The sequence below is a fragment of the Caballeronia sp. LjRoot31 genome, assembly GCF_964253885.1.
Taxonomy (GTDB): Bacteria; Pseudomonadota; Gammaproteobacteria; order Burkholderiales; family Burkholderiaceae; genus Caballeronia.
In genome coordinates this window covers 1,059,872-1,085,920 of the sequence record NZ_CAXURX020000003.1, presented here as the reverse complement: position 1 = coordinate 1,085,920, position 26,049 = coordinate 1,059,872, and the positions used below count along the sequence as shown (strand labels likewise).

The following is a 26,049-nucleotide window of genomic DNA, read 5'->3' as shown; positions in this document are numbered from 1 at the left end:
CGCACACCGTGTTGGAAAAGTCCTTCGTAATCTTCAGATCGAAATCCTGGCAGCCAAAGCTCGTACCGGGATGACCTTGTCTTCCTATGCTGCTTGCAGCATGAAATCGACGTGGACGGCCTCGTAAGGGAACACTATCGCGCCCTCTGCGTTACGTTCGATGACTCCGGCATCAAGCAACGCATGCACGTCTCGATGCACGGCTTTTACGTCTCGCCCCACGCGACGAGCAATCTCACGAATAGATAGCGGCCCGGTCCCCGTAGTGGCTTTGATGATGTTCCAACGCATTTGTGTAAGCGTCTGGAACAGCAGTTCCGGCGATTCGAATGTGATGTATGCGCCTTGCGCCTTGCCTTCGAACGCTGCCAAAAACCGCTTGTTGACGGTTTCGCGCGAAGCGACGCCTAGAGTTACGGTTTTCATGATGGGCTCCAGTTGTCTACGTCAGCCCAAAAATCCACGAGGAGCTGCGCAGGTGTCGAAAAAGAGTAGAGGGTTTCAACGTCGCCAATGTGACGGTGATCCCCCTTGCCGCGCTCGTTGTCGTATCGCAAAACGCACTCGCCCACGACGATATAGGCAAGGCTGTATTTGAACAGGTGAGCGCTCCCACGCAACGGCTCAGGCACCTTCCAAACAAGCAATTCGGCAAAAGCCTGCTCGTTGACTGCATGACGCTCTTTTAGTAACAAGGTGGCTTTCATGTTGGACATGATAACAACACTTTCAAGTGTTGTCAATTACTCCAACACGCTTTGTTACGAATCACAGCGTCGCATACAAGCTCACTCGCCTTGAACGTAGCCTTGTCCATATTGATGGTGTAGCTTCCTGCTGCAGCTAATCCGGCAAGGGTTGCTTGTTCCGACTCATACCGGCACCGCCTCAGCGACCACGGCTCCACGAAATTTGTCCGGTAGTGCGTTCGGAGTCAGCACGTCTACCGACACGCCAAGCAACCGTGCCAGTTGGCGCCGGATCGAACCGATATTCAACAGGGTCATCCCCGGTTCCGGGTCGACCAAGATATCCAGATCACTGTCTTCGGTATCTTCCCCGCGCAAGACAGAACCAAATACGCGCGCATTGACGGCGCGATTTGCCTCGACAATAAGGCGAATTTCCGCGCGGTGCGCATCGAGTGCAACGGACGGCTTCATCGAACGAACTCCTTAGCTGGTTAACATCGGTCGGGCGCCAAGGCCAAGATCATGTGCGAAACCGCGAACCAACACATTCAGCCCGCTTCCGCGGGCCGTTTTCACACACAGCGCATCAACTCAATCCGCTGCGCGCAGCTTCGCCACTTCCGCATCGGAAGGCTGGACGCTCGCACCATCGATATACCGATAGTTTGTCATGATGCCCTTGCCGTCCTTCAACGCCGAGGTGCCCACATACGCGCCCATCGTCGACTGGTTGTCCTGCGCGCGGTACGTGATGGGACCAAACGGTGTATCGACCTTCAAGCCCTTGAACGCCGCCGCAAGCTTGTCCGGATCGGTCGACCTGGCCTTCTTCAAACCATCCGCAATCGACATCAACGCCGAATAACCCACCACCGATCCCACGCGCGGATAGTCGTGATACTTCGTCTCGTAGGCCGCGACGAACTTGCGATTAGCAGGGGTATCGATCGAGTACCACGGATACCCCGTCACGATCCAGCCAACCGGCGCCTCGGACCCGAGCGGATCGAGATATTCAGGCTCGCCCGTCAGCAACGACACCACGGATACATCCTTGAACAAGCCACGCGTATTGCCCTCGCGCACGAACTTGCCCAGGTCGGCGCCGAACTCGACGTTGAAGATTGCATCGGGCTTCGCGTCCGCGAGCGCTTGCGTAACCGCGCCGGCATCCAGCTTGCCAAGCGGGGCCGCCTGGTCCGCAACGAACTCAACGTCAGGCTGCGCCGCTTTCAGCAAACGCTTGAACGTCGCCACGGCGGACTGGCCGTATTCATAGTTCGGATAGACAACCGCCCAACGCTTCTTGTGCAGCTTGACGGCTTCAGGTACGAGCATCGCGACCTGCATGTAGGTCGACGGACGCAGCCGGTACGTGTACTTGTTGCCGTCCTGCCAGACAATCTTGTCGGTCAGCGGCTCAGCAGCCAGGAAGAAAACCTTGCGTTGCTTGGCATAGTCGGCAAGCGCCAGGCCCGTGTTCGACAGGAACCCGCCGAACAACAACGAGACCTGCTCACCCGTTACCAGTTCCTGCGCCACGCGCACGGTGTCCCCGGGGTTGCCGTTGTCGTCGCGTGAGATGACTTCCAGCTTCTTGCCGTCGATACCCCCCGCCGCGTTGACCTCATCGAGCGCCATGTTCCAGCCATTCTTGTACGGGCCGAGGAACGCAGGCTGCGATTTATAACTGTTGATTTCGCCAATCTTGATGGTCTGAGCGGCAGCGCCAACTGACACTAAAGCGGTGGCCAGGGGCGCAACCATGAAGGCGGTTAAGCGCAGCAACGATCCAACACGCGTGGTCATAGTTTTTCTCTCCGGATAAAGCGGCTAGGTTGAATGCTAAATGACATGGCTAAGGCTGATTGAAGGATACCCCCGGTCGATCTTTGCTTGGGCTGCGCGCTCAAACACTCAGGTAGGCTCGCCGCACCGCTTCGTCGCGGGAAAGCTCGTCTATCGTGCCGCTAAAGCGTATCTGCCCTTTTTCGAGCACATACGCGCGATCGCTGACGAGTTCAGCGAAATGCATGTTCTGCTCGGACAACAAGATAGACAGCCCTTCGCGCTTCAACTCGAGAATCATGTTCGCCATCTGTTCGACAATGATCGGCGCCACGCCTTCCGACGGTTCATCGAGCAGGACCAGCGTGGGATTGCCCATCAGCGTACGCGACACGGTCAGCATCTGCTGCTCGCCGCCGCTCATCTGGCTGCCCGGGCGATTCGGCATCTCGCCAAGATTCGGGAACAGGCGGAACAGTTTTTCAGGCGTCCAGCGGGGTGCGTCGTCGCGCGGCGGCTGGCGGCCGGTATCGAGATTCTCCATGACTGTCAGATCGCCGAACACGCGCCGGTCTTCGGGCACGAAGCCCATGCCGAGTCGTGCAATACGGTACGGCGGCAACTTCGCGATGTCGTGCCCACAGAAATGGATCGCACCCTGACGCAACGGCAGCATGCCCATCAGCGCTTTCATGGTGGTCGATTTGCCCGCGCCGTTGCGGCCCATCAGTGCGACCACTTCGCCGCGGCCGACTTCGAGTTCAACGTCGTACAGGATCTGCGCGCGGCCATAGAACGCGTTCAGGCCGGAGACTTTCAACATGCTCTTGTCTTGCGTGGATGTGCTCATCAGGCGACCCCGTCTGCTGCAAGCGACGCACGCGGCGTGAACGATTTTCCCGTGCCGAAATACACTTCGCGCACACGCGGATCGTTGCGGACGGTCTCCGCATCGCCCTCGCCAATCAGCTTGCCGCGAGCAAGCACGATCAGCTTGTCGGCGTAAGCGAACACCACGTCCATGCTGTGCTCGGTGAAAAGCACACCGAGCTTGTGGTCGATCACCAGTTGCTTGGTCAGCGCCATCAGGTCGTTGCGTTCCTTGGGCGCCATGCCCGCGGTCGGTTCGTCCATCAGCAGGAGTTTCGGTTTATTGGCAAGTGCAATGGCCAGTTCGACGCGCTTCACATCGCCATAAGCCAGCACGCCGCACGCACGCTTCGCATGCGCCGCCATGCCGACTTGTTCGAGCAGGGCGAGCGCTTCATCGGCGTGAATGGACGATGCCGGTTTCCACAAGTTGAATAGCTGGTGGTCCCGCGAAACGAGCGCCATCTGCACGTTTTCAATCACAGTCATCGAATTGAAGGTCGCGGCAATCTGGAAGGTGCGACCAACGCCGAGACGCCAGATATCGCGCGGACGTTTGCCTGCGATCTCGTGGCCGTCAAACAGGATCGAGCCTGAACTCGGTCTCAACTGCCCGTTGAGCATGTTGAAGCAAGTCGACTTGCCGGCGCCGTTCGGACCAATCAGCGCGAGCAACTGGCCGGCGTGCAAGTCGAAGGAAACGTCGTCGACCGCTTTGACGCCGCCGAATGACCTCGCGAGATGAGAGACGCGCAGAAGGGTCACAGGGCCTCCTTGGCGGGTTGCGAGGCCACGCTTCCATCGGCATTTTTATGCGACCCGAGCTTGTCCCGCACGAACCCCACGATCCCCTGCGGGAACGCGATCACCAGCACGAGAATCGCTGCGCCCAGCAGGGCCTCCCAGTAGTCCGTCTGACGCGCGACCGTGTCTTGCAGCCACGTGAATACTGCCGCGCCGACAATCGGCCCGGTGAGTGTCTGCAAGCCTCCCAGCAGCACCATGACGAGGCCATCGACCGAACGCCCGACGCTGATCACTTCCGGCGAGATCGACCCCTTGGAGAACGCATACAGCGATCCCGCGAGGCCGCAGAACAATGACGCGATAATGAAAGCGACCCATTGCACGCGCTTCACATCGATACCGATTGCTTCTGCGCGCAAAGTGGAATCGCGAGAGGCACGCATGGCATAACCGAGGGGCGAGAACAACATTCGCCGCAAAAGCCATACGCCCAGCACCGTGAACACCAGGGTCACGTAGTAATACGCCACCGTTGAGCTGAGCCAGCTCGACGGCCACAGATTGAGAATGCCGTTGCTGCCGCCGGTCACCGCGTCCCACTGGAACACGATCGACCAGACGATCTGCGCGAAGGCCAGCGTCAGCATCGCGAGATAGACACCCGACAAGCGCACGCAGAACCATCCGAACACGATCGCCCCGACGCCCGCAAGCAAAGGGCCGAGCACGAGCGCGGCCTCCATCGGCAGGTTCAGGACCTTCAGGAATAACGCTGCGCCATACGCGCCGAGGCCGAAATACGCGGCATGACCGAACGAATGCATGCCGCCCGGACCCATGATGAAATGCAGGCTCGTCGCAAACAAAACTGCGATCAGTATCTCGACAAGCAGCACGGGCATGTAGGGGAACACGCCTGAAAGCAGCGGTGCGAGCACAAGTACGGCGAGCACGAGACCAGCGAAAATTTTCAGACGCGTATCGGCGGGACGCAACGGCGTTTCAGCGGCGGCCATCGTACGAACTGCGGCCTGTGCGCGACCGAGCAGACCCCACGGCCGCACGACGAGCACGATGGCCATCACTACGAACTCGGCCACCAGCGTGAACTTGCTCAACGAAAACACCACGCCGCCAATAGTGACGTCGCCTATGCCAATGCATAGCGCCTTGATCTCCGCGATCAGCAACGCGGCCACGAACGCGCCGGGAATCGAGCCCATTCCGCCGACCACCACCACGACGAATGCATTGCCGATCGTATCGATATCAAGCGACAGGTTCGCCGACATGCGCGGCACCTGAAGCGCGCCGCCAAGACCCGCGAGAAATGCGCCGATAAAAAACACGCCCGTAAATAGCCAGGCCTGGTTGATGCCGAGCGCACCGAGCATTTCCCGGTCACCGGTCGCCGCGCGCACGAGCGTGCCCCAGCGCGTTTTAGTCAGACCGAACCAGAGGATAGCCAGCACCACGGGACCGATCACGATCAATGCAATGTCATAGGTGGGCAATGCGTGGCCAAGCAGATTGACTGCGCCGCCGAGCAGCGGAGCGCGCGGCCCGAACAGGTCTTCCGGGCCCCAGATGTACAGCGCGGCGTCGCGAAAGATCAGCACCAGCGCAAAGGTCGCCAGAAGGTGGAATAACTCGGGTGCCTGATAAATGCGACGGAGCACGATCACTTCGACCAGCGCACCCAGCACGGCAACGACGAGCGCGGCTGCAAGCATCGAAAGCCAGAAACCGGCGACGGTCGAACCAAACCGGCTGGCGATGCTATAGGCCACGTACACGCCAAGCATGTAGAACGAGCCGTGCGCGAAGTTGACGATTCGCGTCACGCCGAAGATCAACGACAAACCGGACGCGACAAGAAACATGGCGCAGGCGTCCGCTAGTCCGTTGATGAGTTGTATAGCCAGATTCGAAAGCATCGACGCCTCTATCGCTCGAGATTCATCAAGGTGTACGTGTCCGCAAGCTTGCTTTTTACAGCGATGTCTTTGCCTGCTGATACAAATGTACACACTCTAATTCTAGTCTTCTATGCAATGACCATGCCCACTTTATAGCTAGTGACTTGTACTAGGTATCGTGGCGTTTATCCCTTGTTTTATCGGGCTTTATAGCTAACGCGAAGCTGACAGCCATGCAAGGATGCTGGTTATGCTGCACCTTATAAAATCAGCGTACACGCCATAATCGCTTTTCCGGTGCGACGGTCCCGCTATTGGTGCAATGCGAGGAAGCGGCGAATGGCATTGCACCAGATGAAGCGGCTAAATAATAAGCGCGGCCATAACCGCGCAAACGCACTGCACACAATCGCGCTTACTCGACATCGGGCGCACTTAGCTTGCGCAGCAAATAGAGCACGGCCACTCGCTCCGCTTCGTTCAGCTCACCCATGGTCAGCTCGCTGATACGCAAGGCGGTTGGCGTGATCTGCTCAACCAGGCTTTCACCCGCCCGCGTCAGTTGCACCGTCACCTTTCTGCGGTCGTCGGGATTTGTCTGCAACTCGATCAGCTCGCGTGTCCTCAGACGTTCAATTATGCCGCGCACTGTGGCTGCATCGATCGCGGTCGCCTTGCCCAGGTCGCTCATTGAAGACGGTCCTAGCCTTCGGCTGGCACTCAATACCGCAAACTGCACGGCGGTCAGTTGAGGGTCGTCGATGGTCTGGCTGAAGATGGCGAGATGGCGCTGATAGGCCTTTCGAAGCAGATGCCCGATCTGCTCCGACACCTCATAGCGGGACACGGCGTCCTGTGCAGCTTGCGATGAACCGGAAGGAAGCTTCGAAGGCGCCATGATAGTTCGAATGTCGGTGAGGTGGAATGGTGGGACGGAGATAGCCGCTCGCGCGGACCGGGCGGCGCAATTCGTCAAGGTAGCCGCAGCAACATTCCCCCTAACGCTAATGCACGTGTTTCCGGATTCGCGCCGACGCCTGAGCCACGTCTTTCCACGACGCTTCATTCGGTGCGAATGAAGCCCGGATATAAGACACGAGATCGGCGATCTGATGGTCGTCGAATGAATCCTTGAAGCCCGGCATGTAACCAAGCGCATCGGTTGCGGGGGCATCAATGCCATTCTGGATGACGTTCAGCAGATTGTCCGGCGTCGCTTCGCTCACGCTGGTGTTCAGCGAGAGCAGCGGACGCACCCCGAAGTTGCCGACGCCACCCGTCGCAGCATGACAGACGGCGCATGCGCCCTCAAAGATCCGCCGGCCGCTATCGAGTCCCTGCAGGGTCACGGCGTCCGTGGCGGGATCGTGCGTGGGTTTTGAAACAGGAACAGCAGCGGGAACAGCGGCCGGCTGCGGCGACAGCGACGCCACGTAATGCGCCATCGCGCGCACGTCCTCTTCCGGCAGCGTCGACAAGCCCGCGACGACCGGCGCCATCGGGCCAGCCGCGACGCCATGTTCATGCGAGAAGCCCGTCTTCAGATAGTCGTACAACGCCTGCTCGGTCCATCGCACAGGCGCTTTCGAATTGGCGACAAGCGACGGCGCCACCCAGCCTTCGGCGCTCCCGCCTGTCAGGTACAAACGCCCGCCCTTCTCCGCCCCGAATGCATTGCGCGGCGAATGGCACGCGCTGCAATGTCCGGCGCCATCCACGAGATACGCGCCGCGATTCCACAACGCCGAACGCGTTGGGTCGGGCTTGAACTCGCCCTGTTTCAGATAGAGCGCATTCCATCCAGCGACCAGTGCGCGCTGATTCAGCGGAAACGGCAAGCGTGTGGCAGGCGGCGTATTTTCGACCGCCGGTTGCGACATTAAATACGCGTACAGCGCGGTCATGTCGGCCTCACTCATCTTCGTGAACGCGGTGTAGGGGAATGCCGGATATAGATGATGGCCGTCGCGTGAAATGCCCTGGCGCATCGCCCGGTCGAACGCGGCGAACGACCAGTTGCCGATACCCGTCTTCGGATCGGGTGTCAGGTTGGTCGTGTAGACCATGCCGAAAGGCGTTTCAAGGCCGAGGCCACCGGCATTGACCACGCCGCCGGGAGCCGTATGGCAGACCGCGCAATCTCCGAACTCGGCAATCTGGCGGCCTCGGGCAATGGTGGCGTCGGACCAGGTCGATGCAGCCGGGCGGGCGATCGCTTCAATCGGGGCACGCAGGGGCCACGCGGCGCAGGCCAACCCGATCAGGCTGCCCACCCCACCGGCCGCGAGCGCGGTCCACAGCGAGCGTTTTACGCGCCTCAGTCCGTTGCCGATCGACCCTTCCGGCTCCCGGGTCCGCCCAAGCGCCGCAAGCACGCGTTCCGGCGTGAAGGGCGGCGCCCGAAAACGCACACCGGTTGCATCGTAAAGCGCATTGGCGATAGCCGCTGCCGCTGGCGAGACATCGATTTCCAGACGATCATTGGCCGTCACCTGCGTAGCGACCTCGCTGCTCGCCGCCGATGCGGGAGCAAGTTCATGCGATACGGCTTGCGCACCCGGCGTCTCGTCGTGCGAGGGTCGCGCGGTGAGTTGCAGACCCAGGGCACGCGAAGCCGCAGCAGCGATCTGCCGGGCCGGAATTCCATTCAACCGGCCAATCCTGCGCCGGCCGCTCGCCCGCCCCGCTACTACCCGCTTAAGCGCAACGTCACCGGTCAGGCGGTTTACATCGAGATCGACGATCCACGCCGAATAGTCGGGCGTCGGGTTATCGCCGGATGCGGCATCGTGTTTGTCGAACGCGAAACCGCGGCCATGTGCGACTTCGTTGTTCGCGCGGCGAGTCTTGCGATCCGGCTTACCGGCGTTCCACGCTGCCCGCTGCGCCACCGTGTCGATCAGTTCCCTCGCGCCGCCATACTCCACCGGATCGAGGTGATCGAGACGAAACGAAACCGGATCGCGATGATGATCGCGCGCGATTTCATCGACGAAAGACTCGCGTGCAAAGGTATGCGCCGAGCCGGGAATCAGCGCGGCGGGGTCATCGACAAACGACGTGGCACGGGATGAAGAATAAGGACCGGGATCTTGCGCAACGGCTTCTCCGCCGGTTAAGCCCGGCGTTCGCGCCATGTAGCGCAAGTCGAGCAGCGCGCCTTCGCCGTCCAGCGACGCCGCGACGCATACTTCTGCCTCCCTGACCTGAGACACCGAGATATAACCGCCAACGCATATCGCCCGGCCAGTCTCCGCCATCAAAACAACCGCAGCAAGCGCGGCATGCGTAGCGATTAGCGGATCACCGTACTCATTGAGGGAATGCAGCGCAAAGCGGTCGGGCAACAGGCCCGTGATAGCGGCAAGCTTCGCCCGTAGATCCGCGGTCTTGGGAGCACTGCTCCAGACCGCGATACTCCCGGCCTCGTTGCGCGCAATGGCCTCGCACGGCACCAACCTGTCCGCCGGAATCGGCCATATGTAATGCGCTTCCTGCTGCAGGCCGGAATGTTGCACGGGTAACGAGGTGGTATCGCCGGCATGCTGCGCACGAGTCGATAACACCAGCCGGCAAGCAGCGTCGTGTGCCTGCTCGAAACGCTCCGCCACGAACGCGGCCACGTTGCCCACAACCACCCAGCGCACACCAGCTTGCACCTCCAGCTTGTGCCCAAACGCGAGCAGCGCAGCGTCGGCATTTCCCAGCACGCACGCGTGAAGCATCGACTCGGGCATCAGCACGGGTCCGCCAGAACTTCCTTCATGCACGGCGTCCATTACATCGGGTCCATTACAGGGCGTCCATTACAGGGGATCCAATGAATCAGCGTTTTTGTTCGCGTTTCAGATATTCGGCCGCGCGATGCACGGCCTTCATGATTTCAATGTGCGTGCCGCAACGGCACAGGTTGAAGCGCAGCGCGTCGCGGATGTCGTCGTCATCGGGCGTGGGGTTGCGATCGAGCAGCGCCTTCGTGCTCATGATCATGCCGTTAAGGCAGTAGCCGCATTGCGCTGCTTGTTCATCGATAAAAGCCCGCTGGATCGGGTGCAGCGCGTCCAGCGTTCCGAGCCCTTCCAGCGTGAGCGTTTCACGTCCAATAGCCGCCGCAACCGGCACGACGCACGAACGTGCAGGGCCGCCGTCCAGCAGCACCGTGCACGCACCGCACTGGCCGAGACCGCAACCGTACTTCGGCCCGTTCAGTTCGAAGTCGTTGCGCAGCACATACAACAAGGGCGTGTCGCGGGTCACATCGACCGTGCGCGTGCTGCCGTTGACGGTCAGCGTCAACGGTCCGGAAACCTGTGTTGCGGAAGCAGACACGCTCATTTTCAAGTCATCGAATCAAGACCGCGCGCGGCAATGTCTCTAGACAGGCAGCTTATCCAGACACTGCCGCGCGCAGCCGGGTCGAAATATCAGGCGGCGGCAGTTGTTGCCTGCTTGGCCGACGGCGACTTCAAGGGCTCGTTGAACACGTCATAAGCGAACACCCATGCCGGATCTTCGTTAGTGCGCAGCCACGTGTTGTTATGCGAGACCAGTTGCACCTTCGATGCACGCTCCGCACGATTCGCTTCATACAACGCGAACACTCCGGCGTAATCGGTTGCCCCAACCTCGTCCAGGCAGCGAGTCAGCATTGCCGCATCCTCGATCGCCATGGCCGCGCCCTGCGCCATATGCGGTTTCATCGGATGGCATGCGTCGCCGAGCAGCACCAGCCGGCCGCGGCTCCACAACGGCAGCGGATCGCGCTCCAGCAGCGGCCACTTCGTGACTTCGGGCGTGGCGTCGATCAGCTTCTGCACCGACGGATGATAGCCCGCGAACGCCTCGCGCATTTCGTCGCGGCTGCTGGGCGCAACCGACTGCCCTGCCGGCCACTCAGCCTGCGGAACGCCGGTCACGTAGTAGATTTCATCGCGCCTGGACGTCACGTAATACACCATCATGTGCCGATCTTCCGACCACCACTTTACACACAGATCGAAAGGATCGGAGCCGAGCAGCGACGCGGGAAATACCGCGCGATGCGCAACATAACCCGTATAACGAGGCGGTTCCGCGCCGAGCAGATGGTCACGGATCTTCGAGTTCACGCCGTCCGCGCCAATCACGATGTCGGCGGTCTCGACACTGCCGTCGGCGAACGTCAGCCGCACTTCGTTGTCCACCTCTTCAATCCCGCTCAGGCACTTGTTGAACTCGATCGTGCCGGGCGCGACCGCTTCGGTCATCAGCGCATGGAAGTCACCGCGATGCACGGTCAGGTACGACGCGCCATATTCTTTCAACGCGAAATCGCCAAGCGGAATCTGCGCGATGGCTTCGCCCGTTTTCCAGTCGCGGCTGTACCAGAAGTCCGGGTGCGAACCCATGACGTTCAGCGCGTCTTCACAGTCCATGCGGCGCATGATCTTCATCACGTTGGGGCCGAGGTGAATGCCCGCGCCGAGACGCGAAAATGAGGGAGCCTGCTCGTAAAGGCGAACCGGATACCCGGCGCGCTGCATCAACGCCGCTGCTGCTGTCCCGCCAAGGCCCGCGCCAATGATCGCGATACGGGGTTTGCTCATGATGATCTCTCCATGTCTGGCGCTCGCCGAAAGTCGTTCGGCCGAGCCTGTTGAATAAACCTATATTGAGTGTACACATTGAATTTTTTTGAGTAAAGAAAATTTGCATTGAGTCTATACAGGTGCGCTTTATCCCTTTATATGTGCATTTAATAAGGGTTTTCACCAATCTAAAGCATGCTTGCACCATTAAAAAATGTTTTCGAAATCTTGTTAAATTCCAATGTGTACACTAGACTTTATCGAACAAAATTGTTGCATCGCTTGCCAGACCAACAACGCCGCCGCGGGCGGCCCAAGACATACGGAGTCGACTAGATGACGAAGACCTTGCGCATCGGCCAGATCGTGCCGAGTTCGAACACGACGATGGAAACGGAAATTCCGGCCATGCTGCTCGCCCGCCAAGCCATCCGCCCGGAGCGTTTCACGTTTCATTCCAGCCGCATGCGCATGAAGAAGGTGGTCAAGGAAGAGCTCGCGGCCATGGATGCGGAATCGGACCGATGCGCGCTGGAACTTAGCGACGCGCGCGTGGACGTGATCGGTTATGCGTGCCTGGTAGCAATCATGGCGATGGGACACGGCTACCACCGCGTGTCGCAAAAGCGGCTGCATGAGCGCACCGTCGAGAACGGCGGCGCCGCGCCGGTCATCACCAGTGCGGGCGCCCTGGTCGATGCATTGAAAGTCATCAAGGCCAAGCGCATCGTGGTGGTCGCGCCTTATATGAAACCGCTAACCGAACTGGTCGTGGACTACATCCGCAATGAGGGTTTTGAAGTCGGCGCCTACCGGGCGCTCGAAATTCCCGACAATCTGGATGTCGGCCGTCACGATCCCCGGCTGTTGCCGGACATCGTGAAAACCCTGCCCTATCAAGATGTGGATGCGATCGTCTTGTCGGCCTGCGTGCAGATGCCATCGCTTGCCGCAGTGCCGCAAGTCGAAGCAATGACGGGCAAGCCGGTCATCACCGCTGCCATTGCCACGACCTACGCCATGCTGCGCGAGCTGGACCTCGAGCGTGTGGTGCCAGGCGCGGGCGCACTGCTCTCCGGCGCTTATTGAGCGGCTTAACGATCGGCCGAATGATCGGCTTATTGATCGGCTGAATGATCGATTACCAATCGCTTTCGACACCTAGCTTTCGATCCATCCACGGACTCCGCGATGAACTCAACTCTTCTCTACGGCGCGAACGTCAACGCCAACGGTATTCGCCAGCATTACCTGCGCTACGGAGGCACAGAGGGCGTGCGTGCCGGCCGTCCCGCCGTGATCCTGATTCCGGGCATTACCAGCCCGGCGGTCACGTGGGGCTTTGTCGGCGAAACGCTTGGCCGCCAGTTCGATACCTACGTGCTCGATGTACGCGGCCGCGGTTTATCCGAAGCATCGTCAACGCTCGACTACAGCCTCGATGCGCAAGCCGCCGATGTCATCGCGCTCGCTGAAGCGCTTGGCCTTGAACACTATGCGCTTGTCGGACATTCAATGGGCGCACGCATCGCGATCCGCGCCGCCCGCAGCGCGCCAAAGGGCCTGACGCACACGGTGCTCGTCGATCCGCCGGTGTCGGGTCCGGGCCGCCGCGCGTATCCGGCGAAGCTGTCGTGGTACGTTGATTCAATCCGCCTGGCTTTGAAAGGCATCGACGCCGACGGCATGCGCGCTTTCTGCCCGACCTGGACCGAAGACCAGTTGCGTACACGCGCGCAATGGCTGCATACCTGCGATGAACGCGGCATGCTGACGTCGTTCGAAGGTTTCCATACTGACGACATCCACGCCGACCTGCCGCTGCTTCGCGTACCTTCACTGCTGATCACCGCCGCTCGCGGCGACGTGGTGCTCGACGAAGACGTGCAGGAAATGCAGACGCTTAGCCCCGGATTGCTGCATGCCCGTGTACCGAATGCAGGCCACATGATTCCGTGGGACAACGAAGCCGGCTTCTATGAAGCCTTCGGCGATTTCCTCGGCGCAAAGCTCGTCTAAGTGCAACGCAAGACAAGCCGACACTGACACTCATTCTTCAGGAGTCAACATGCCAATCAGCGATTACGAAATGATCGCCGCATGGAAGCAGGTACTGACGTTGTCGAAGCTGCAAGCGGGCCAGACCGTCACCATCCTCACCAGCGCGTCCACGCATCCGCAAACGCTTTCAAGCGCGCTGATCGCCACGCAGTCCATGGGCGCGATCGTCAACCGGCTGGACCTCCTGCCAGTGAACGGCGAAAAGGCCCTGAGCCGCGACTCGCTCGCGTATCTCGGCACCACGCCTCTCACCGGCAACTTGGCCGCTATCGCTGCGTTGAAGGCGAGCGATCTCGTACTCGACCTGATGACCTTGTTGTTCTCGCCCGAGCAGCACGAAATCCTCGCGACCGGCACGAAGATCCTGCTCGCAGTCGAGCCACCCGAAGTGCTCGCGCGCCTCGTGCCGACCGAAGCCGATCGCACCCGCGTGCGGGCAGCGGCCGAGCGGATCAAGGCGTCGCGCGAAATGCGCGTCAAGTCAAAAGCGGGCACGGAACTCGTGTGTCCGCTGGGCGAGTTCCCCGCTATCTCAGAGTATGGTTTCGTCGATGAACCTGGCCGCTGGGATCATTGGCCAAGCGGTTTTGTGCTGACGTTCCCGAACGACGGACAAGCGAGTGGCCAGATCGTGATCGATCGCGGTGACATCTTGCTGCCGCAGAAAAAGTACGTGAACGACCCGATCACGCTGACGGTCGAGAACGGTTACGCCACGCGCATCGATGGCGGCGTGGACGCGGCCTTGCTGAGCGACTACATGGCTTCGTTCAACGATCCGGAAGGCTACGCAATCTCGCATATCGGCTGGGGTTTGCAGCCTCGTGCACGTTGGTCGACGCTCGGGCTGTATGACCGCGAGGCGACCATCGGCATGGATGCGCGCGCGTTCGAAGGCAACTTCCTGTTTTCGCTTGGCCCCAACAATGAAGCAGGCGGCAAGCGCACGACCACGTGTCACATCGACATCCCCCTGCGCCATTGCGACGTGATGCTCGACGGCGAAGCCGTGGTCCGCGATGGCGTGGTAATGGACCGATAGAACAATCACCATGCGGAGAGTTTGAATGAGCGACATCCAGAGCCACGCCGAATCGGGCGTGTACAAACAGCAGGGATTCGGCACGCCCTTGCCTGTGAAAGGCAATATCGGCTTGCTGATTGTCGACTTCGTGGTCGGCTTCGCGGACCCCAGGACCTTCGGCGGCGGAAACATCGGACCGGCGATCGAACGCACCGTGCATCTGCTGGCCGCCGCGCGCCGGCATGGCTGGCCGGTTGCGCACAGCCGCATCGTTTACGCAGCGGACGGCAGCGACGACAACGTGTTTTCGCTGAAAGTACCGGGCATGGCGACGCTCACCGAAGACCATCCGAACAGCGCGATCGTGCCTGAGCTGACGCCAGCAGCGGGCGAACTCGTCGTGCGCAAGACGGTGCCCTCCGCGTTCTTCGGCACGCAACTCGCGCCGTGGTTATCGCAGCGTGCGGTGCAAACGTTGATCGTGGCCGGTGCCGTCACAAGCGGATGCGTGCGTGCAAGCGTGGTCGATGCAATGTCGCATGGTTTCCGTCCGCTGGTCGTGTCGGACTGCGTCGGCGACCGGGCGATCGGTCCGCACGATGCGAATCTCTTCGACATGCAACAAAAATATGCCGCTGTCATGACGCTCGACGAAGCCCTTTCGACGATAGAACAACGGCACGCCTGAGCGCAGGATTTGCAGAGATAACGCTGGCGGGTACGATGCGAAAGCGTATTGTTGATCTTGACGCCCCAAGCGTTGAAGCTAATCGTTGAAGCGGTTTAGTCGAATGAAGCGGCATTTTCAGGGACCATCATGCCCACTGCAGCAGCGCTCACCCGAGGTGAACTGCTCGCGCGTAGCGGCTGCCTGACTATCGTCAGGCAGCCGCTCGCGCCGGTAAAACCCGCGCCCGGTCAACCGGGCAGCGGGTCTTCCTACGTTCAGGACTCGCCGGAAATTTTCGTCGCGGTGCTCGACGATGGCAGCATCCTGGCGTTCAACGGTCACGTCGATCTCGGCACTGGCATCCGCACGTCGCTCGCGCAGATCGTGGCGGAGGAACTCGACGTGCCGGCCCCGCGCGTCAAGATGATCCTCGGCGACTCCGCTCAAGTGCCCAACCAGGGCCCGACCATCGCAAGCGCGACCATCCAGATATCCGCCGTGCCGCTCAGGTTTGCCGCGGCGCAAGCACGGCTCGTGTTGATCGGGCTGGCAGCAGAGCGCTGGGGGTTCGATGCCGCCAGCCTTGCCACCGACGACGGTTATGTCATTGCTCCGGACAAGACCCGTATTAGCTTCGGCGAGCTGCTGCAAGGGCAGCGAATCTCGCGTCCCATCGACTCATCCGTCGCGGTTAAGGACCCGTCAACCTACCGGATCGTCGGGCGGGCGACACCGCGCGTCGATCTGCCCGCCAAGGCCACCGGCACCCTGACCTTCGTTCACGACATGCGCGTGCCCGGCATGCTGCACGGGCGCGTCGTGCGGCCACCGTATGCCGGACACGATGGCGGTGCGTTCGTCGGCAAGACGCTGATCGACGTGGACCGTTCATCGGTCGATACGCTGCCGGGCGTGCGCGGCGTGGTCGTGATCGGTGACTTCGTCGGCGTGGTGGCCGAGCGCGAGGAACAGGCGATTCGCGCGGCCCGTGCGCTGCGTGTCCGCTGGCGCCCGCTGCCGCCGCTGCCCTCCCTCGATAACCCTGCAGAGGCCATCGCCCAGGCTCCGGCCCAGCGGCGCCTGCTGCTCGAAGAGGGCGACGTGGAGAGCGTGCAGGGACAACCTGGGACGACCACCCTGACACGCAGTTATGTCTGGCCGTACCAGATGCATGGCTCGATCGGCCCGTCCTGCGCCCTCGCGGACTATCAGGACGGGCGCATCACGGTATGGTCGGGCACGCAGAACCCGCAGACCTTGCGCTACGACTTGTCGCGTCTGGTCGAGCGGGACGAAGCCGATATCGATATCGTCCGGATGGAGGCTTCCGGTTGCTATGGCCGCAATTGCGCCGACGATGTTGCCGGCGACGCGCTCCTGCTCTCGCGTGCCATGGGCCAGCCGGTGCGGGTCCAGTTGTCGCGCGCTGACGAACATCAGTGGGAGCCCAAGGGCACGGCGCAAGTTGTGGATGTCACCGGCACGGTGTCACGCAGCGGCGACACGCTGGGCTATACCTTCGCCTCGCGCTATCCGTCGAACGATGCGCCCATGCTCGCCCTGCTGCTCACCGGCGCGACGCCGGCGGAACCGCGCGTCTTTGAAATGGGTGACCGGACCGCGGTGACGCCCTACACCTTCGCGCATCGCCGTTTCGTCTGCCACGACCTGGCGCCGCTGGTCAGGGCGTCGTGGTTCAGAGGTGTTTCCGCGCTGCCGAACTCCTTCGCCCATGATGTATTCATCGATGAGCTCGCATTCGAGACCGGCGCCGATCCTCTGGCATTCCGGTTGCGTCATCTGAAGGACGAGCGGGCCGTGGCGTTGCTTGAAGCGGTTGCTGAACGCGCAGGCTGGCAAGCCCGTGCCGGACGCCTTCCAGCTCGCGATACCGGCGAACGCGTGCTTCAAGGGCGCGGCGTGGCGTATGCACGGTATGTGCATAGCCGCTTTCCCGGTTTCGGTGCGGCCTGGTCGGCGTGGATCGTCGATCTGGAAGTCGATACCGTCAGCGGAGAAATCCGCATCAAGCGGGTAACGGTCGGTCAGGACACGGGCACCGTGATCAATCCGGACGGCGTGCGCCATCAGATCCACGGCAATGTGATCCAGACGCTGAGCCGCACGATGAAAGAGCGTGTGCGCTTTACCGACGGTCTGGTCGCAAGCAAGGAATGGGGCAGCTATCCGATCCTGACATTCCCCGAACTGCCCCCCGTGGACGTGGTGCTGGTCGACCGGCAAGGCGAGCCGCCGCTCGGCGCCGGCGAGTCCGCTTCGCTCCCCGGTGCGCCCGCTATCTCCAATGCGTTATTCGATGCAACCGGCGTGCGCTTCCGCGAACCGCCATTCACGCCAGACGCGGTCAGGGCCACGCTGCAGGCCGCCGCAGCGCGGGTGCCTGTCGAGCATCGATAAGCGCGTAGCAGCGGCTTGTCTATCGATACGCACAAGCTCAGTTATCTTCCGCCCGCGTCATAGAGCGCAACAGATACACAATGGCAACCCGCTCCGCCGGGTTCAAACCTCCATACGTTTGCTCGCTTACTTGCCGGGCAAAGGGCACGGTCTGGTCGATCAGCGCGAGGCCTTCCGGTGTGGTACGCACCAGCAACTTGCGGCCATCGAGCGGATCAGGCGAGACCACGATCAGCGAACGCGCTTTCAAACGCTCGACTACGCCGCGAATGGTGGCCTGGTCGATTGCTGTCGCCTTGACGATGTCATTGAGCGAGCAGGATTGCTGTTCCTTGACCGCGCACAGCGTAACGAACTGCGCCGCGGTCAGGTCGGAATCTGGAATGGCCGCCTGGAAGATGGCGACGTGGCGCTGGTACGCGCGTCGCAGCAAGTGGCCGATCTGCTCGGAGAAGTGATACTCCTCGCTCGCGGAAACATCCGCAGGGGTGGGCGGTTTTTTGGACATGGGAAGAATTGTAGGGTACACGTTCTATTATGCTTCGATTACGGTGGCGCACCGTTTTCTCCAGTCCTACCGTGCTTCCCTTTTTATCATAGTCTGCGGCATGCCCTCGGCGGCCTTGTGAAGCGCCGCGAGTGACGGCACAGTGATCAGGTATGCAGACTAAATCTACTCCCTTACACCCAACGCCGGGTCAAGCACCGTCGCCAGCTTTTCAAACGCCGGCTCGATTTCCTCTTCGGCCACGCAGCCGTACCCAATCAACAAGCCCGACATGCCGTTAACGCCGCCATTAACGTCATGCCCCGGCCTCAAGAAATAACCCGACAGCGGCCGCACCACAATATTGACCGCGAGCGCCGCTTTCGCCACTTCGCGATCATCCACGCCATCGGGCAAACGCAGCACGAGATGCAGCCCGGCATCGCCGCCGACAATCTGCAACGCGTCGCCATACCGCTTCCTGATTGTGTCCAGCAGGATCTGGCGACGCTGCCCGTAGATTCCGCGCATCCGCCGGATATGCGATGTGAAATGCCCCTCCGCGATAAACTCGGCCAGCACCGCCTGCTGCAACAACTGCCCCTCGCGATACAACTCGGCGGAAGCCGTCGCAAAGCTCGTCGACAACCCCTCGGGCACCACGATGTAGCCAATCCGCAGACCCGGGAAAAGCGTCTTGCCGAAGCTGCCCACGTAGATCACCTGACCCGATGTATCGAGTCCTTGCAGCGACGCGAGCGGCCGGCTGCCGTATCGAAACTCGCTGTCGTAATCGTCCTCGATGATCCAGCAGCCGTTTTGCCGCGCGAACTCCAGCAGCATCCGCCGCCGCGCGAGGCTCATCACCATGCCGAGCGGGTATTGATGCGATGGCGTGACCAGCATCAGCTTGGGCGGGTCTGCAAGATCGTCCACAGAAGGATTGATGCCCTCTGCATCCACCGGAATGGCCTTGAGCGATAGCCCGGACACTTGCAACACGCTACGCACGCCCCAGTAGCACGGGTCTTCGGTCCAGATGACATCGCCGGAATCGGACAGCAGGCGCACGGCGAGATCGATGGACTGATGAATCCCTGTCGTCACGATAATTTGCTCCGGCGTGCAACGCACCGACCGCGAGGTCCGCAAATAATCGGCGAGCACCTGACGCAGCTTGGGCAAACCGCCGCCGGGCGCGTAGGTCAGCAGATCGGGCGGCAAGCGACGCCAGTATTTCGATTGCAAGCGGCTCCAGACGGCCGCTGGAAACCGCGACACATCGGGCACGCCGGGCATGAACGCGCCGCCTTGCCGCTGCGACACACCCGCCCCTTGCAACAACCGTGCGCCGCGCGCGGACAACACACGCGGTTCCGCTGGGACCGCATCGGGCGCCGCGGATTCCGCGCCCACGATATCGTCCGGCGCGCTGTCCGAGACAAACGTGCCCTGCCCGGTTGCCGACCACACGTAGCCTTCCAGCGCGAGTTGCTCGTACACCTGCGTGACCGTATTACGGCCGAGACCCAGCTCGCTCGCGAGCAATCGGGACGACGGCACTTTGGTTCCGGCCGGCAATTCCCGCGACAGAATGGCCTGCTGCAACAAACCATATAACTGCCGATAAATCGGCAGCCCGCCCGTTCGTTCAATCCGCTGAGCCAGCCAATCGGACAACATGCTTGCACGCATCGCGGCCATCGAATAATTGGCTCCTATAAAAACGCGGAAATGGCTCTGATTGAAAGAGCCAAATCTTACTATAGTCGAGGCACCGCCTAAAAACCCGCCAAGGAGCGATGCCCGTGAGCCAGACCCTGAAGAACGCCGACCTTAAAACCCGCAAAGATGCCGCCACGCCGCGCGGTGTCGGCGTGATGTGCGATTTCTACGCCGAACGTGCGGAAAACGCCGAGCTGTGGGATGTGGAAGGCCGCCGTTTCATCGACTTCGCGGCGGGCATCGCGGTATGCAACACGGGACATCGGCACCCGAAAATTGTTGCGGCCATGCGCGCGCAACTTGAGCGCTTCACGCATACGGCGTATCAGATCGTCCCTTACGAATCGTATGTTTCGCTCGCCGAGAAGATCATCGCGCGCACACCCGGCGACTATGCAAAGAAGGCCGCGTTCTTCACGACCGGCGCGGAAGCCGTCGAAAACGCCATCAAGATCGCGCGCGCCGCGACGGGCCGGCCGGGCGTGATCGCGTTCACGGGCGGGTTCCACGGCCGCACGTTCATGGGCATGGCGCTCACAGGCAAGGTAGCACCCTATAAGATCGGCTTCGGGCCGTTCCCGTCCGACGTATTCCACGCCCCGTTCCCGAACCCGCTGCGCGGCATCACGACAGAAGATTCGCTGCGGGCCATCGAGCATCTTTTCGCGGCGGATATCGAGGCCAAGCGCGTTGCCGCGATCATCTTCGAACCGGTTCAGGGTGAAGGCGGTTTCTATCAGGCGCCCGTGGAATTCGTCCGCGCGTTACGCAAGCTCTGCGACACCCACGGCATCCTGCTGATCGCCGATGAAGTGCAAACTGGCTTCGCGCGCACGGGCAAGTTGTTCGCGATGCAACATTACGACGTCGTGCCGGACCTGATGACCATCGCCAAAAGCCTGGCGGGCGGTATGCCGCTGTCCGGCGTGGTCGGTCGTGCCGATGTCATGGACGCGGTCGCGCCCGGCGGTCTTGGCGGCACGTATGCCGGCAATCCGCTGGCGGTGGCGTCGGCGCATGCGGTGCTTGAGATCATCGATGAAGAGAAGCTTTGCGAGCGTGCCGTGCGACTGGGCGATAAGCTGAAGTCGCGGCTGTCATCGATTAAGGCAGACGTGCCGCAGATCGCCGATGTGCGCGGCCCCGGCGGCATGATCGCCGTCGAATTCTGCAAGCCCGGCACCAGCGAAGCCGATGCCGCTTTCGCCAAGCGCGTGCAAACCCTGGCGCTTGAACGTGGCCTGCTTTTGCTGATCTGCGGCGTGTACAGCAACGTGATCCGGTTCCTGTTTCCGCTGACCATTCAGGACGCCGTGTTCGATGAAGCACTCGCTATTCTCGAACGTGTCCTGACAGAAGAAGTGGGGGTCGCAGCATGAGCACGCAACGTTCAGCCATGCAGTTAAAAGACCCGGCGCTGCTGCGTCACGACGCGTTCATCGACGGCGAGTGGCAAGGCGCCGACGACGCTTCCACCTTCGAAGTCATCGACCCGGCGAACGGTCAGTCGCTCGGTCATGTGCCCAGGATGGGCGCGGCGGAAACGCGTCGCGCGATCGATGCGGCGAACACCGCGTGGCCGCTCTGGCGCAAGAAGACCGCGAAGGAACGTGCGGCTGTCCTGCGCCGCTGGTACGAACTGATGCTGGAACACGCCGATGATCTCGCCATGATCCTCACCCGCGAGCAAGGCAAGCCGCTCGCCGAAGCGCGGGGTGAGATCGTCTACGCGGCATCGTTTATCGAGTGGTTCGCGGAGGAAGGCAAACGCGTCGCGGGGGACACGCTGGCATCGCCCGCCGCCGATAAACGCATCGTGGTGACCAAGGAGCCGATCGGCGTCTGCGCGGCTATTACACCGTGGAATTTTCCGAGCGCGATGATCACGCGCAAGGTTGGTCCGGCGCTTGCAGCCGGTTGTTCGATCGTGGTCAAGCCCGCGGAGGCAACGCCGTTTTCCGCCTTCGCCATGGCCGTGCTGGCCGAGCGCGCGGGGTTGCCCAAGGGCGTGCTGAATATCGTGACGGGTGACCCGAAGGCGATCGGCGCCGAGTTGACCAGCAACCCCATTGTCAGGAAGCTGTCGTTCACAGGATCAACGCAGGTCGGCCGTCTGTTGATGGCGCAAAGCGCGCCGACGGTCAAGAAAGTGTCTCTGGAACTGGGCGGCAATGCGCCGTTTATCGTTTTCGATGACGCCGATATTGATGCCGCAGTCGAGGGTGCTATTGCGTCGAAGTATCGCAACAGTGGGCAAACTTGCGTGTGTACGAACCGGTTTTATATTCATGACCGGGTGTATGACGAATTTGCCGCCAAGCTGGGCGCGGCCGTTGCGAAGCTCACGGTGGGCAATGGGTTGGATAGCGGGGTTTTGCTCGGACCGCTTATTAACGACGCCGCCGTGCAGAAGGTCGAATCGCATATTCATGACGCGCTGGACAAAGGCGCCAAGGTCGTAGTTGGCGGCAAGCGGCACGCGCTTGGGTTCGGCTTCTTTGAACCGACCGTGTTGGCTGGGGTGACTTCAGAGATGAAGATCGCGAAGGAAGAAACGTTTGGGCCGCTCGCACCGTTGTTCCGGTTTTCTTCCGATGACGAAGTGATTCGCATGGCTAACGATACCGAGTTTGGATTAGCCGCGTATTTTTATAGCCGCGATATCGGTAGAGTTTGGCGCGTTGCAGAAGCGCTGGAATATGGCATGGTCGGGATTAATACCGGGCTCATTTCCAACGAGGTCGCGCCGTTTGGCGGGGTTAAGCAGTCAGGGCTCGGGCGAGAAGGGTCGCGGTATGGGATCGATGACTATCTGGTGATCAAGTATTTGTGTATGGCCGTTTGAGGGACGTTCGCACTTGAGGGGGTGGCTTGGGCTGGGGTTCTTCGGGGCGGACGGTCGGGGTTGATGCCGGGTTGATGCTTTCGGCGTTAGTGGTCTGCGAGAGTCGGATATTCTCTTTATCACTATTAGCCACTGTGCGTGGCGGCACGTCATTTCTTTGTCCAAAGCGACAAAGAAACGAAGCAAAGAAAACGCTTTCAACCACGCTACCCTAAGTGTCCACAGCGCGCAGTTTTCATTCATAGGTGCCCCAAAAGCACGGTGCTCGCCAGAGCCACGGATGTGTGAAACCCTCCTTCTCCGAACACCGATACCCACACGCTTCGCCACCAGTGATTGAATCTGCCCGAGGAGCACCCCGCGCTATCCGCGGAGAACCGCCCTCCGATACGCGTACCCGGAGCAGCGCGCAGCCTACCATCAGCGGTACTTGCGGCACGGGTATGCCGCAGTACCGCTCTGTTCAAACCTCAACCGTAACCCGCTCCGTGCTCTCTACCGGGAACGTCGTATTGAGCGCCGCATGCAGCAACGCTGCATGCGCAGCACCCGCGTCCAGCACGATCAGGTTGTCCGCAAAGGCCTTCTCCAGCGAAAGCCTACCCTCGATCACCGCCTCCATCGCAATTTCCGTTGCAATAAAGACGACGTCCCGGTCCTCCTGGTTTTCCGCAGTCACATCAGGCGGCTCCGGACTGCAGTCAGGATCAAACCCGGTCTCCGTCGCATGGAAAAATCCCCACGTCCCTATTTCAATCAGCAAAACATAGAAATCCGGCAGCGCCATCAACTCGCTCACCGGCATGGACGACTCAAGCCGGTGCTGCAACGCTTTCAACGTATCAATGGCCGCCACGCGCAACTTCACATTGGCTAGCGGACCATCGAAAACTTTTTCCGGCAGCACCCCCACATCAATCGCTTCGCGAGTGGCGACCGCCACCGTCAGCGATCCGGGATGATCCACATTAAATTCAATCTTGAGGTCACAGATAGAGCACATTGTCTCAATTCCTTTGCAAGCGCCGCATGAACCTAAATGGGCCTCATGGCGTCACGATGTTGAACCAGAAGTCGAAGTTATCCAGCCACGATACGAATTCCCCCAGCTTCTGCGTGTTGCCGGTAATCTTCGCCTTGCCCGCAATAATCTGCTTCTGCATCGTCGTGACGCCCATCATCACGTCGTTAAGATCGGTCCGGGACATGGTCACGGAAGCGTCGGCGGTGTCCGAAGTCTTGCCCTTCGAGTAGTGCAGCGCCGAATTCTCCACACCGACCAGATAACTCTCCTGCGTGTCGGTCATGATGAAGTTGAATGAAATCGACTTGCCCGCCGCCCGTTCCGCATTCAAGCGAACACCCTGGTAATCCAGGAACATTTCCAGCGGCATCGCCCGGATCGTGTCAGGACTTTGTGAACTGCCAAACGGCACCTTATGCACGCCATTACGCAGTTCCATGGCGCCAGTCAGATAGAAATTGCGCCAGCTCGATGCCTCCGACTGGTAACCAAGTTGCTCATACGCGTCAGCGAGCATGTGCTTGGCAGCGACGTTTTGTGGATCGGCAAACACAACGTGGTTCACCACTTCAGCAACCCAGCGGTACTCGCCCTTGTCGTAGTATTTCTGCGCCTTCTGCAAGACGGCATCTGCGCCACCCATAAATTCCACGTAACGCTTGCCGTTTTCAACAGGCGGCAATCTATGAAGATTTGCGGGCACACCATCGAAAAAGCCCAGGCGCAAGTTGTATTGCGCAACCACATCATGGAAAACAGTGCCGTAATAACTACGGCAGTACCATTGTTTTGCCAGAGTGTCAGGCAACCGCAGCATCTCCCCTATCTCAAGAGGCGTGTAGCCGGTATTGGCCAGGCGCATGGTCTGGTCATGCAAATACCGGTACATGTCACGCTGCGCTTTCAGGAAGGCAATGATCCGGTCATTACCCCACGTCGGCCAGTAATGCGAAGCAAACAACACCTGCATGTCGCTGCCGAACATATCAATAGCAGCCTGAAGGTACTTCGACCACAACAAGGCATCGCGTACTTTTGCACCGCGCAATGTATACAGGTTATGCAGCGTGTGAGTGGCGTCTTCAGCGGCGCAGAATGCCTTGTATTTCGGAATGTAGAACATGAATTCCGACGGCGCCTCGGATTCCGGCGCCATGATGACCGTCATTTCAACGCCATCCAACGTCAGCTTCTGGCCAGTCTCGGTGGCGAAGTCGGTCGGCACCAGCAACGTAATCGCGCCAATGGACGTCGTTTTGCCCAGTCCCGCGTCGACCACACCGTCCACGCCTCGCGGCAACAAATTGCCGTACATGTACGCGGCCCGCCGGCTCATCGCGTTACCCGCGATGACGTTTTCGCCCACTGCAGCCTCGGTGAACCCAGCCGGAGCGTATATCTTTACCTTGCCCGCTTTCAGATCGGCTTCGTCGACAATACCGCGGATGCCACCATAATGGTCCGCATGGCTGTGCGTATAAATAACGTGCGTAATCGGCCGGTCGCCAAGATGCGGTATTACCAGTTGCTTCCATACTACAACCGATACATCCGCGGTCATCAACGGATCAATGACAATCCAGCCGGTATCCCCGCGGATAATACTCATCACCGAAAGGTCATAACCCCGGACCTGCCAGATACCGTCAACCACTTCGAACAGACCGTGATTCATGTTCAGCTTGGCATTTCGCCAAAGACTGGGATTGACTGAATCCGGTGCGTTATTTTCCGGACCACCCGTAATAAACGCAAACTGCCCCAGGTCCCAGGCCGCGCCGCCCTTGGAACTCGGAATAATGCCGGGGCTAGGCAACGTGGCGATCAAACCACGGCTCGCATCCTTGAAATCCTGCGTGTCATTGAAAGCTAATTGATTGGCATAAACCGAATTTGCTTCCAGCGTTGCCTTGGTCGGTGGCTTTGAACCAATCCCGGTTGGCATGGCGGGCGAGGCGCCTTGCGCCAGCGCCTCGCCGCCTACCGCGCTTAAACCTGATGCAACGCCCACCGTGACAACACCCCGAAGAAACTCTCTACGCTTGCTCACGGAAGCCGGCATTTTTTCGTCGGACATATGAATTACCTCCTGGGTTTCCGATTGTCCTACTGGCAGATCGCCTGATAGGCACTTGTAATTAACGTCCTGCAATCAATGCTTTATCAATTGTTGCAAACTTGTATCAGTACACCGAACAAACCGATTCAATCC

22 protein-coding genes are annotated in these 26,049 nt (G+C 60.4%); 7 read left to right on the top strand and 15 right to left on the bottom strand.

Annotated elements, in window-relative coordinates; genetic code table 11:
• Positions 1 to 84: 84 nt before the first annotated feature.
• The 11 genes from ACSQ8V_RS33575 to ACSQ8V_RS33525 form a co-directional block, all read right to left on the bottom strand.
• Complete coding sequence (locus tag ACSQ8V_RS33575) at positions 85 to 426, bottom strand: HVO_A0114 family putative DNA-binding protein (RefSeq protein ID WP_213765971.1); 342 nt, start codon at positions 424 to 426, stop codon at positions 85 to 87.
• Entirely contained in the window at positions 423 to 716 is a 294-nt protein-coding gene (locus tag ACSQ8V_RS33570) for a toxin-antitoxin system TumE family protein (protein WP_436208693.1), read from the bottom strand. The genes ACSQ8V_RS33575 and ACSQ8V_RS33570 overlap by 4 nt, the downstream gene beginning before the upstream one ends.
• A 156-nt stretch (positions 717 to 872) precedes the next feature.
• Positions 873 to 1,163, bottom strand: a complete 291-nt coding sequence (locus ACSQ8V_RS33565; protein WP_436208692.1) for a nucleotidyltransferase family protein — start codon at positions 1,161 to 1,163, stop codon at positions 873 to 875.
• A gap of 120 nt (positions 1,164 to 1,283) precedes the next feature.
• Positions 1,284 to 2,501, bottom strand: a complete 1,218-nt coding sequence (locus tag ACSQ8V_RS33560; protein WP_436208691.1) for an ABC transporter substrate-binding protein — start codon at positions 2,499 to 2,501, stop codon at positions 1,284 to 1,286.
• A gap of 100 nt (positions 2,502 to 2,601) precedes the next feature.
• Positions 2,602 to 3,330: an ABC transporter ATP-binding protein gene (locus tag ACSQ8V_RS33555; RefSeq protein WP_436208690.1), complete on the bottom strand. Its 729-nt coding sequence runs from the start codon at positions 3,328 to 3,330 to the stop codon at positions 2,602 to 2,604.
• Complete coding sequence (locus ACSQ8V_RS33550) at positions 3,330 to 4,115, bottom strand: ABC transporter ATP-binding protein (protein WP_213765967.1); 786 nt, start codon at positions 4,113 to 4,115, stop codon at positions 3,330 to 3,332. The genes ACSQ8V_RS33555 and ACSQ8V_RS33550 overlap by 1 nt, the downstream gene beginning before the upstream one ends.
• A complete protein-coding gene (locus ACSQ8V_RS33545; protein WP_436208689.1) occupies positions 4,112 to 6,034 on the bottom strand; it encodes an ABC transporter permease in 1,923 nt (640 codons plus the stop codon). The genes ACSQ8V_RS33550 and ACSQ8V_RS33545 overlap by 4 nt, the downstream gene beginning before the upstream one ends.
• Positions 6,035 to 6,431: 397 nt before the next feature.
• A complete protein-coding gene (locus ACSQ8V_RS33540; protein WP_213765965.1) occupies positions 6,432 to 6,914 on the bottom strand; it encodes a MarR family winged helix-turn-helix transcriptional regulator in 483 nt (160 codons plus the stop codon).
• A gap of 106 nt (positions 6,915 to 7,020) precedes the next feature.
• Positions 7,021 to 9,795 (bottom strand): c-type cytochrome, encoded by a 2,775-nt coding sequence (locus tag ACSQ8V_RS33535; RefSeq protein WP_436208688.1) that lies wholly within the window; start codon positions 9,793 to 9,795, stop codon positions 7,021 to 7,023.
• 46 nt (positions 9,796 to 9,841) lie between these two features.
• Positions 9,842 to 10,351, bottom strand: a complete 510-nt coding sequence (locus ACSQ8V_RS33530) for a (2Fe-2S)-binding protein (protein ID WP_436208687.1) — start codon at positions 10,349 to 10,351, stop codon at positions 9,842 to 9,844.
• Between the two features lie 89 nt (positions 10,352 to 10,440).
• Positions 10,441 to 11,601, bottom strand: a complete 1,161-nt coding sequence (locus tag ACSQ8V_RS33525; RefSeq protein ID WP_436208686.1) for an FAD-dependent monooxygenase — start codon at positions 11,599 to 11,601, stop codon at positions 10,441 to 10,443.
• 318 nt (positions 11,602 to 11,919) lie between these two features.
• Between ACSQ8V_RS33525 and ACSQ8V_RS33520 the strand changes: the two genes are divergently transcribed.
• The 5 genes from ACSQ8V_RS33520 to ACSQ8V_RS33500 all read left to right on the top strand — a co-directional run bounded on the left by ACSQ8V_RS33520 (position 11,920) and on the right by ACSQ8V_RS33500 (position 17,756).
• Positions 11,920 to 12,672 (top strand): maleate cis-trans isomerase family protein, encoded by a 753-nt coding sequence (locus ACSQ8V_RS33520; protein ID WP_436208685.1) that lies wholly within the window; start codon positions 11,920 to 11,922, stop codon positions 12,670 to 12,672.
• Positions 12,673 to 12,774: 102 nt separating this feature from the next.
• Entirely contained in the window at positions 12,775 to 13,602 is an 828-nt protein-coding gene (locus tag ACSQ8V_RS33515) for an alpha/beta fold hydrolase (protein WP_436208684.1), read from the top strand.
• Between the two features lie 49 nt (positions 13,603 to 13,651).
• The gene (locus ACSQ8V_RS33510; protein ID WP_436186047.1) at positions 13,652 to 14,686 is read left to right on the top strand and encodes a 2,5-dihydroxypyridine 5,6-dioxygenase; all 1,035 of its coding nucleotides are present in this window, start codon (positions 13,652 to 13,654) and stop codon (positions 14,684 to 14,686) included.
• A 25-nt stretch (positions 14,687 to 14,711) separates the two neighbouring features.
• Positions 14,712 to 15,356, top strand: coding sequence for an N-carbamoylsarcosine amidohydrolase (locus ACSQ8V_RS33505; protein WP_436208683.1), 645 nt, complete (start codon positions 14,712 to 14,714; stop codon positions 15,354 to 15,356).
• Positions 15,357 to 15,485: 129 nt separating this feature from the next.
• A complete protein-coding gene (locus ACSQ8V_RS33500) occupies positions 15,486 to 17,756 on the top strand; it encodes a molybdopterin cofactor-binding domain-containing protein (RefSeq protein WP_436208682.1) in 2,271 nt (756 codons plus the stop codon).
• A 37-nt stretch (positions 17,757 to 17,793) separates the two neighbouring features.
• Here ACSQ8V_RS33500 and ACSQ8V_RS33495 read toward each other — a convergent pair whose 3' ends face one another.
• Together ACSQ8V_RS33495 and ACSQ8V_RS33490 are read right to left on the bottom strand one after the other, a co-directional pair.
• Positions 17,794 to 18,264 carry a MarR family winged helix-turn-helix transcriptional regulator gene (locus ACSQ8V_RS33495; protein ID WP_436208681.1) on the bottom strand — a complete coding sequence of 157 codons (471 nt, stop codon included), beginning with the start codon at positions 18,262 to 18,264 and terminating at the stop codon, positions 17,794 to 17,796.
• A 165-nt stretch (positions 18,265 to 18,429) separates the two neighbouring features.
• Positions 18,430 to 19,938, bottom strand: coding sequence for a PLP-dependent aminotransferase family protein (locus tag ACSQ8V_RS33490; protein ID WP_436209237.1), 1,509 nt, complete (start codon positions 19,936 to 19,938; stop codon positions 18,430 to 18,432).
• Positions 19,939 to 20,063: 125 nt separating this feature from the next.
• Here ACSQ8V_RS33490 and gabT point away from each other — a divergent pair, with 125 nt between their 5' ends.
• Together gabT and gabD are read left to right on the top strand one after the other, a co-directional pair.
• Positions 20,064 to 21,347: a 4-aminobutyrate--2-oxoglutarate transaminase gene (gene gabT / locus ACSQ8V_RS33485; RefSeq protein WP_436209236.1), complete on the top strand. Its 1,284-nt coding sequence runs from the start codon at positions 20,064 to 20,066 to the stop codon at positions 21,345 to 21,347.
• Positions 21,344 to 22,813, top strand: a complete 1,470-nt coding sequence (gene gabD / locus ACSQ8V_RS33480; RefSeq protein ID WP_436208680.1) for an NADP-dependent succinate-semialdehyde dehydrogenase — start codon at positions 21,344 to 21,346, stop codon at positions 22,811 to 22,813. Before gabT ends, gabD begins: the two co-directional genes overlap by 4 nt.
• 463 nt (positions 22,814 to 23,276) lie before the next feature.
• Here gabD and ACSQ8V_RS33475 read toward each other — a convergent pair whose 3' ends face one another.
• Both ACSQ8V_RS33475 and ACSQ8V_RS33470 read right to left on the bottom strand, forming a co-directional pair.
• Complete coding sequence (locus tag ACSQ8V_RS33475; RefSeq protein ID WP_213765955.1) at positions 23,277 to 23,816, bottom strand: hypothetical protein; 540 nt, start codon at positions 23,814 to 23,816, stop codon at positions 23,277 to 23,279.
• 43 nt (positions 23,817 to 23,859) lie between these two features.
• Positions 23,860 to 25,914, bottom strand: a complete 2,055-nt coding sequence (locus tag ACSQ8V_RS33470; RefSeq protein ID WP_255631506.1) for an alkyl/aryl-sulfatase — start codon at positions 25,912 to 25,914, stop codon at positions 23,860 to 23,862.
• Positions 25,915 to 26,049 lie beyond the last annotated feature (135 nt).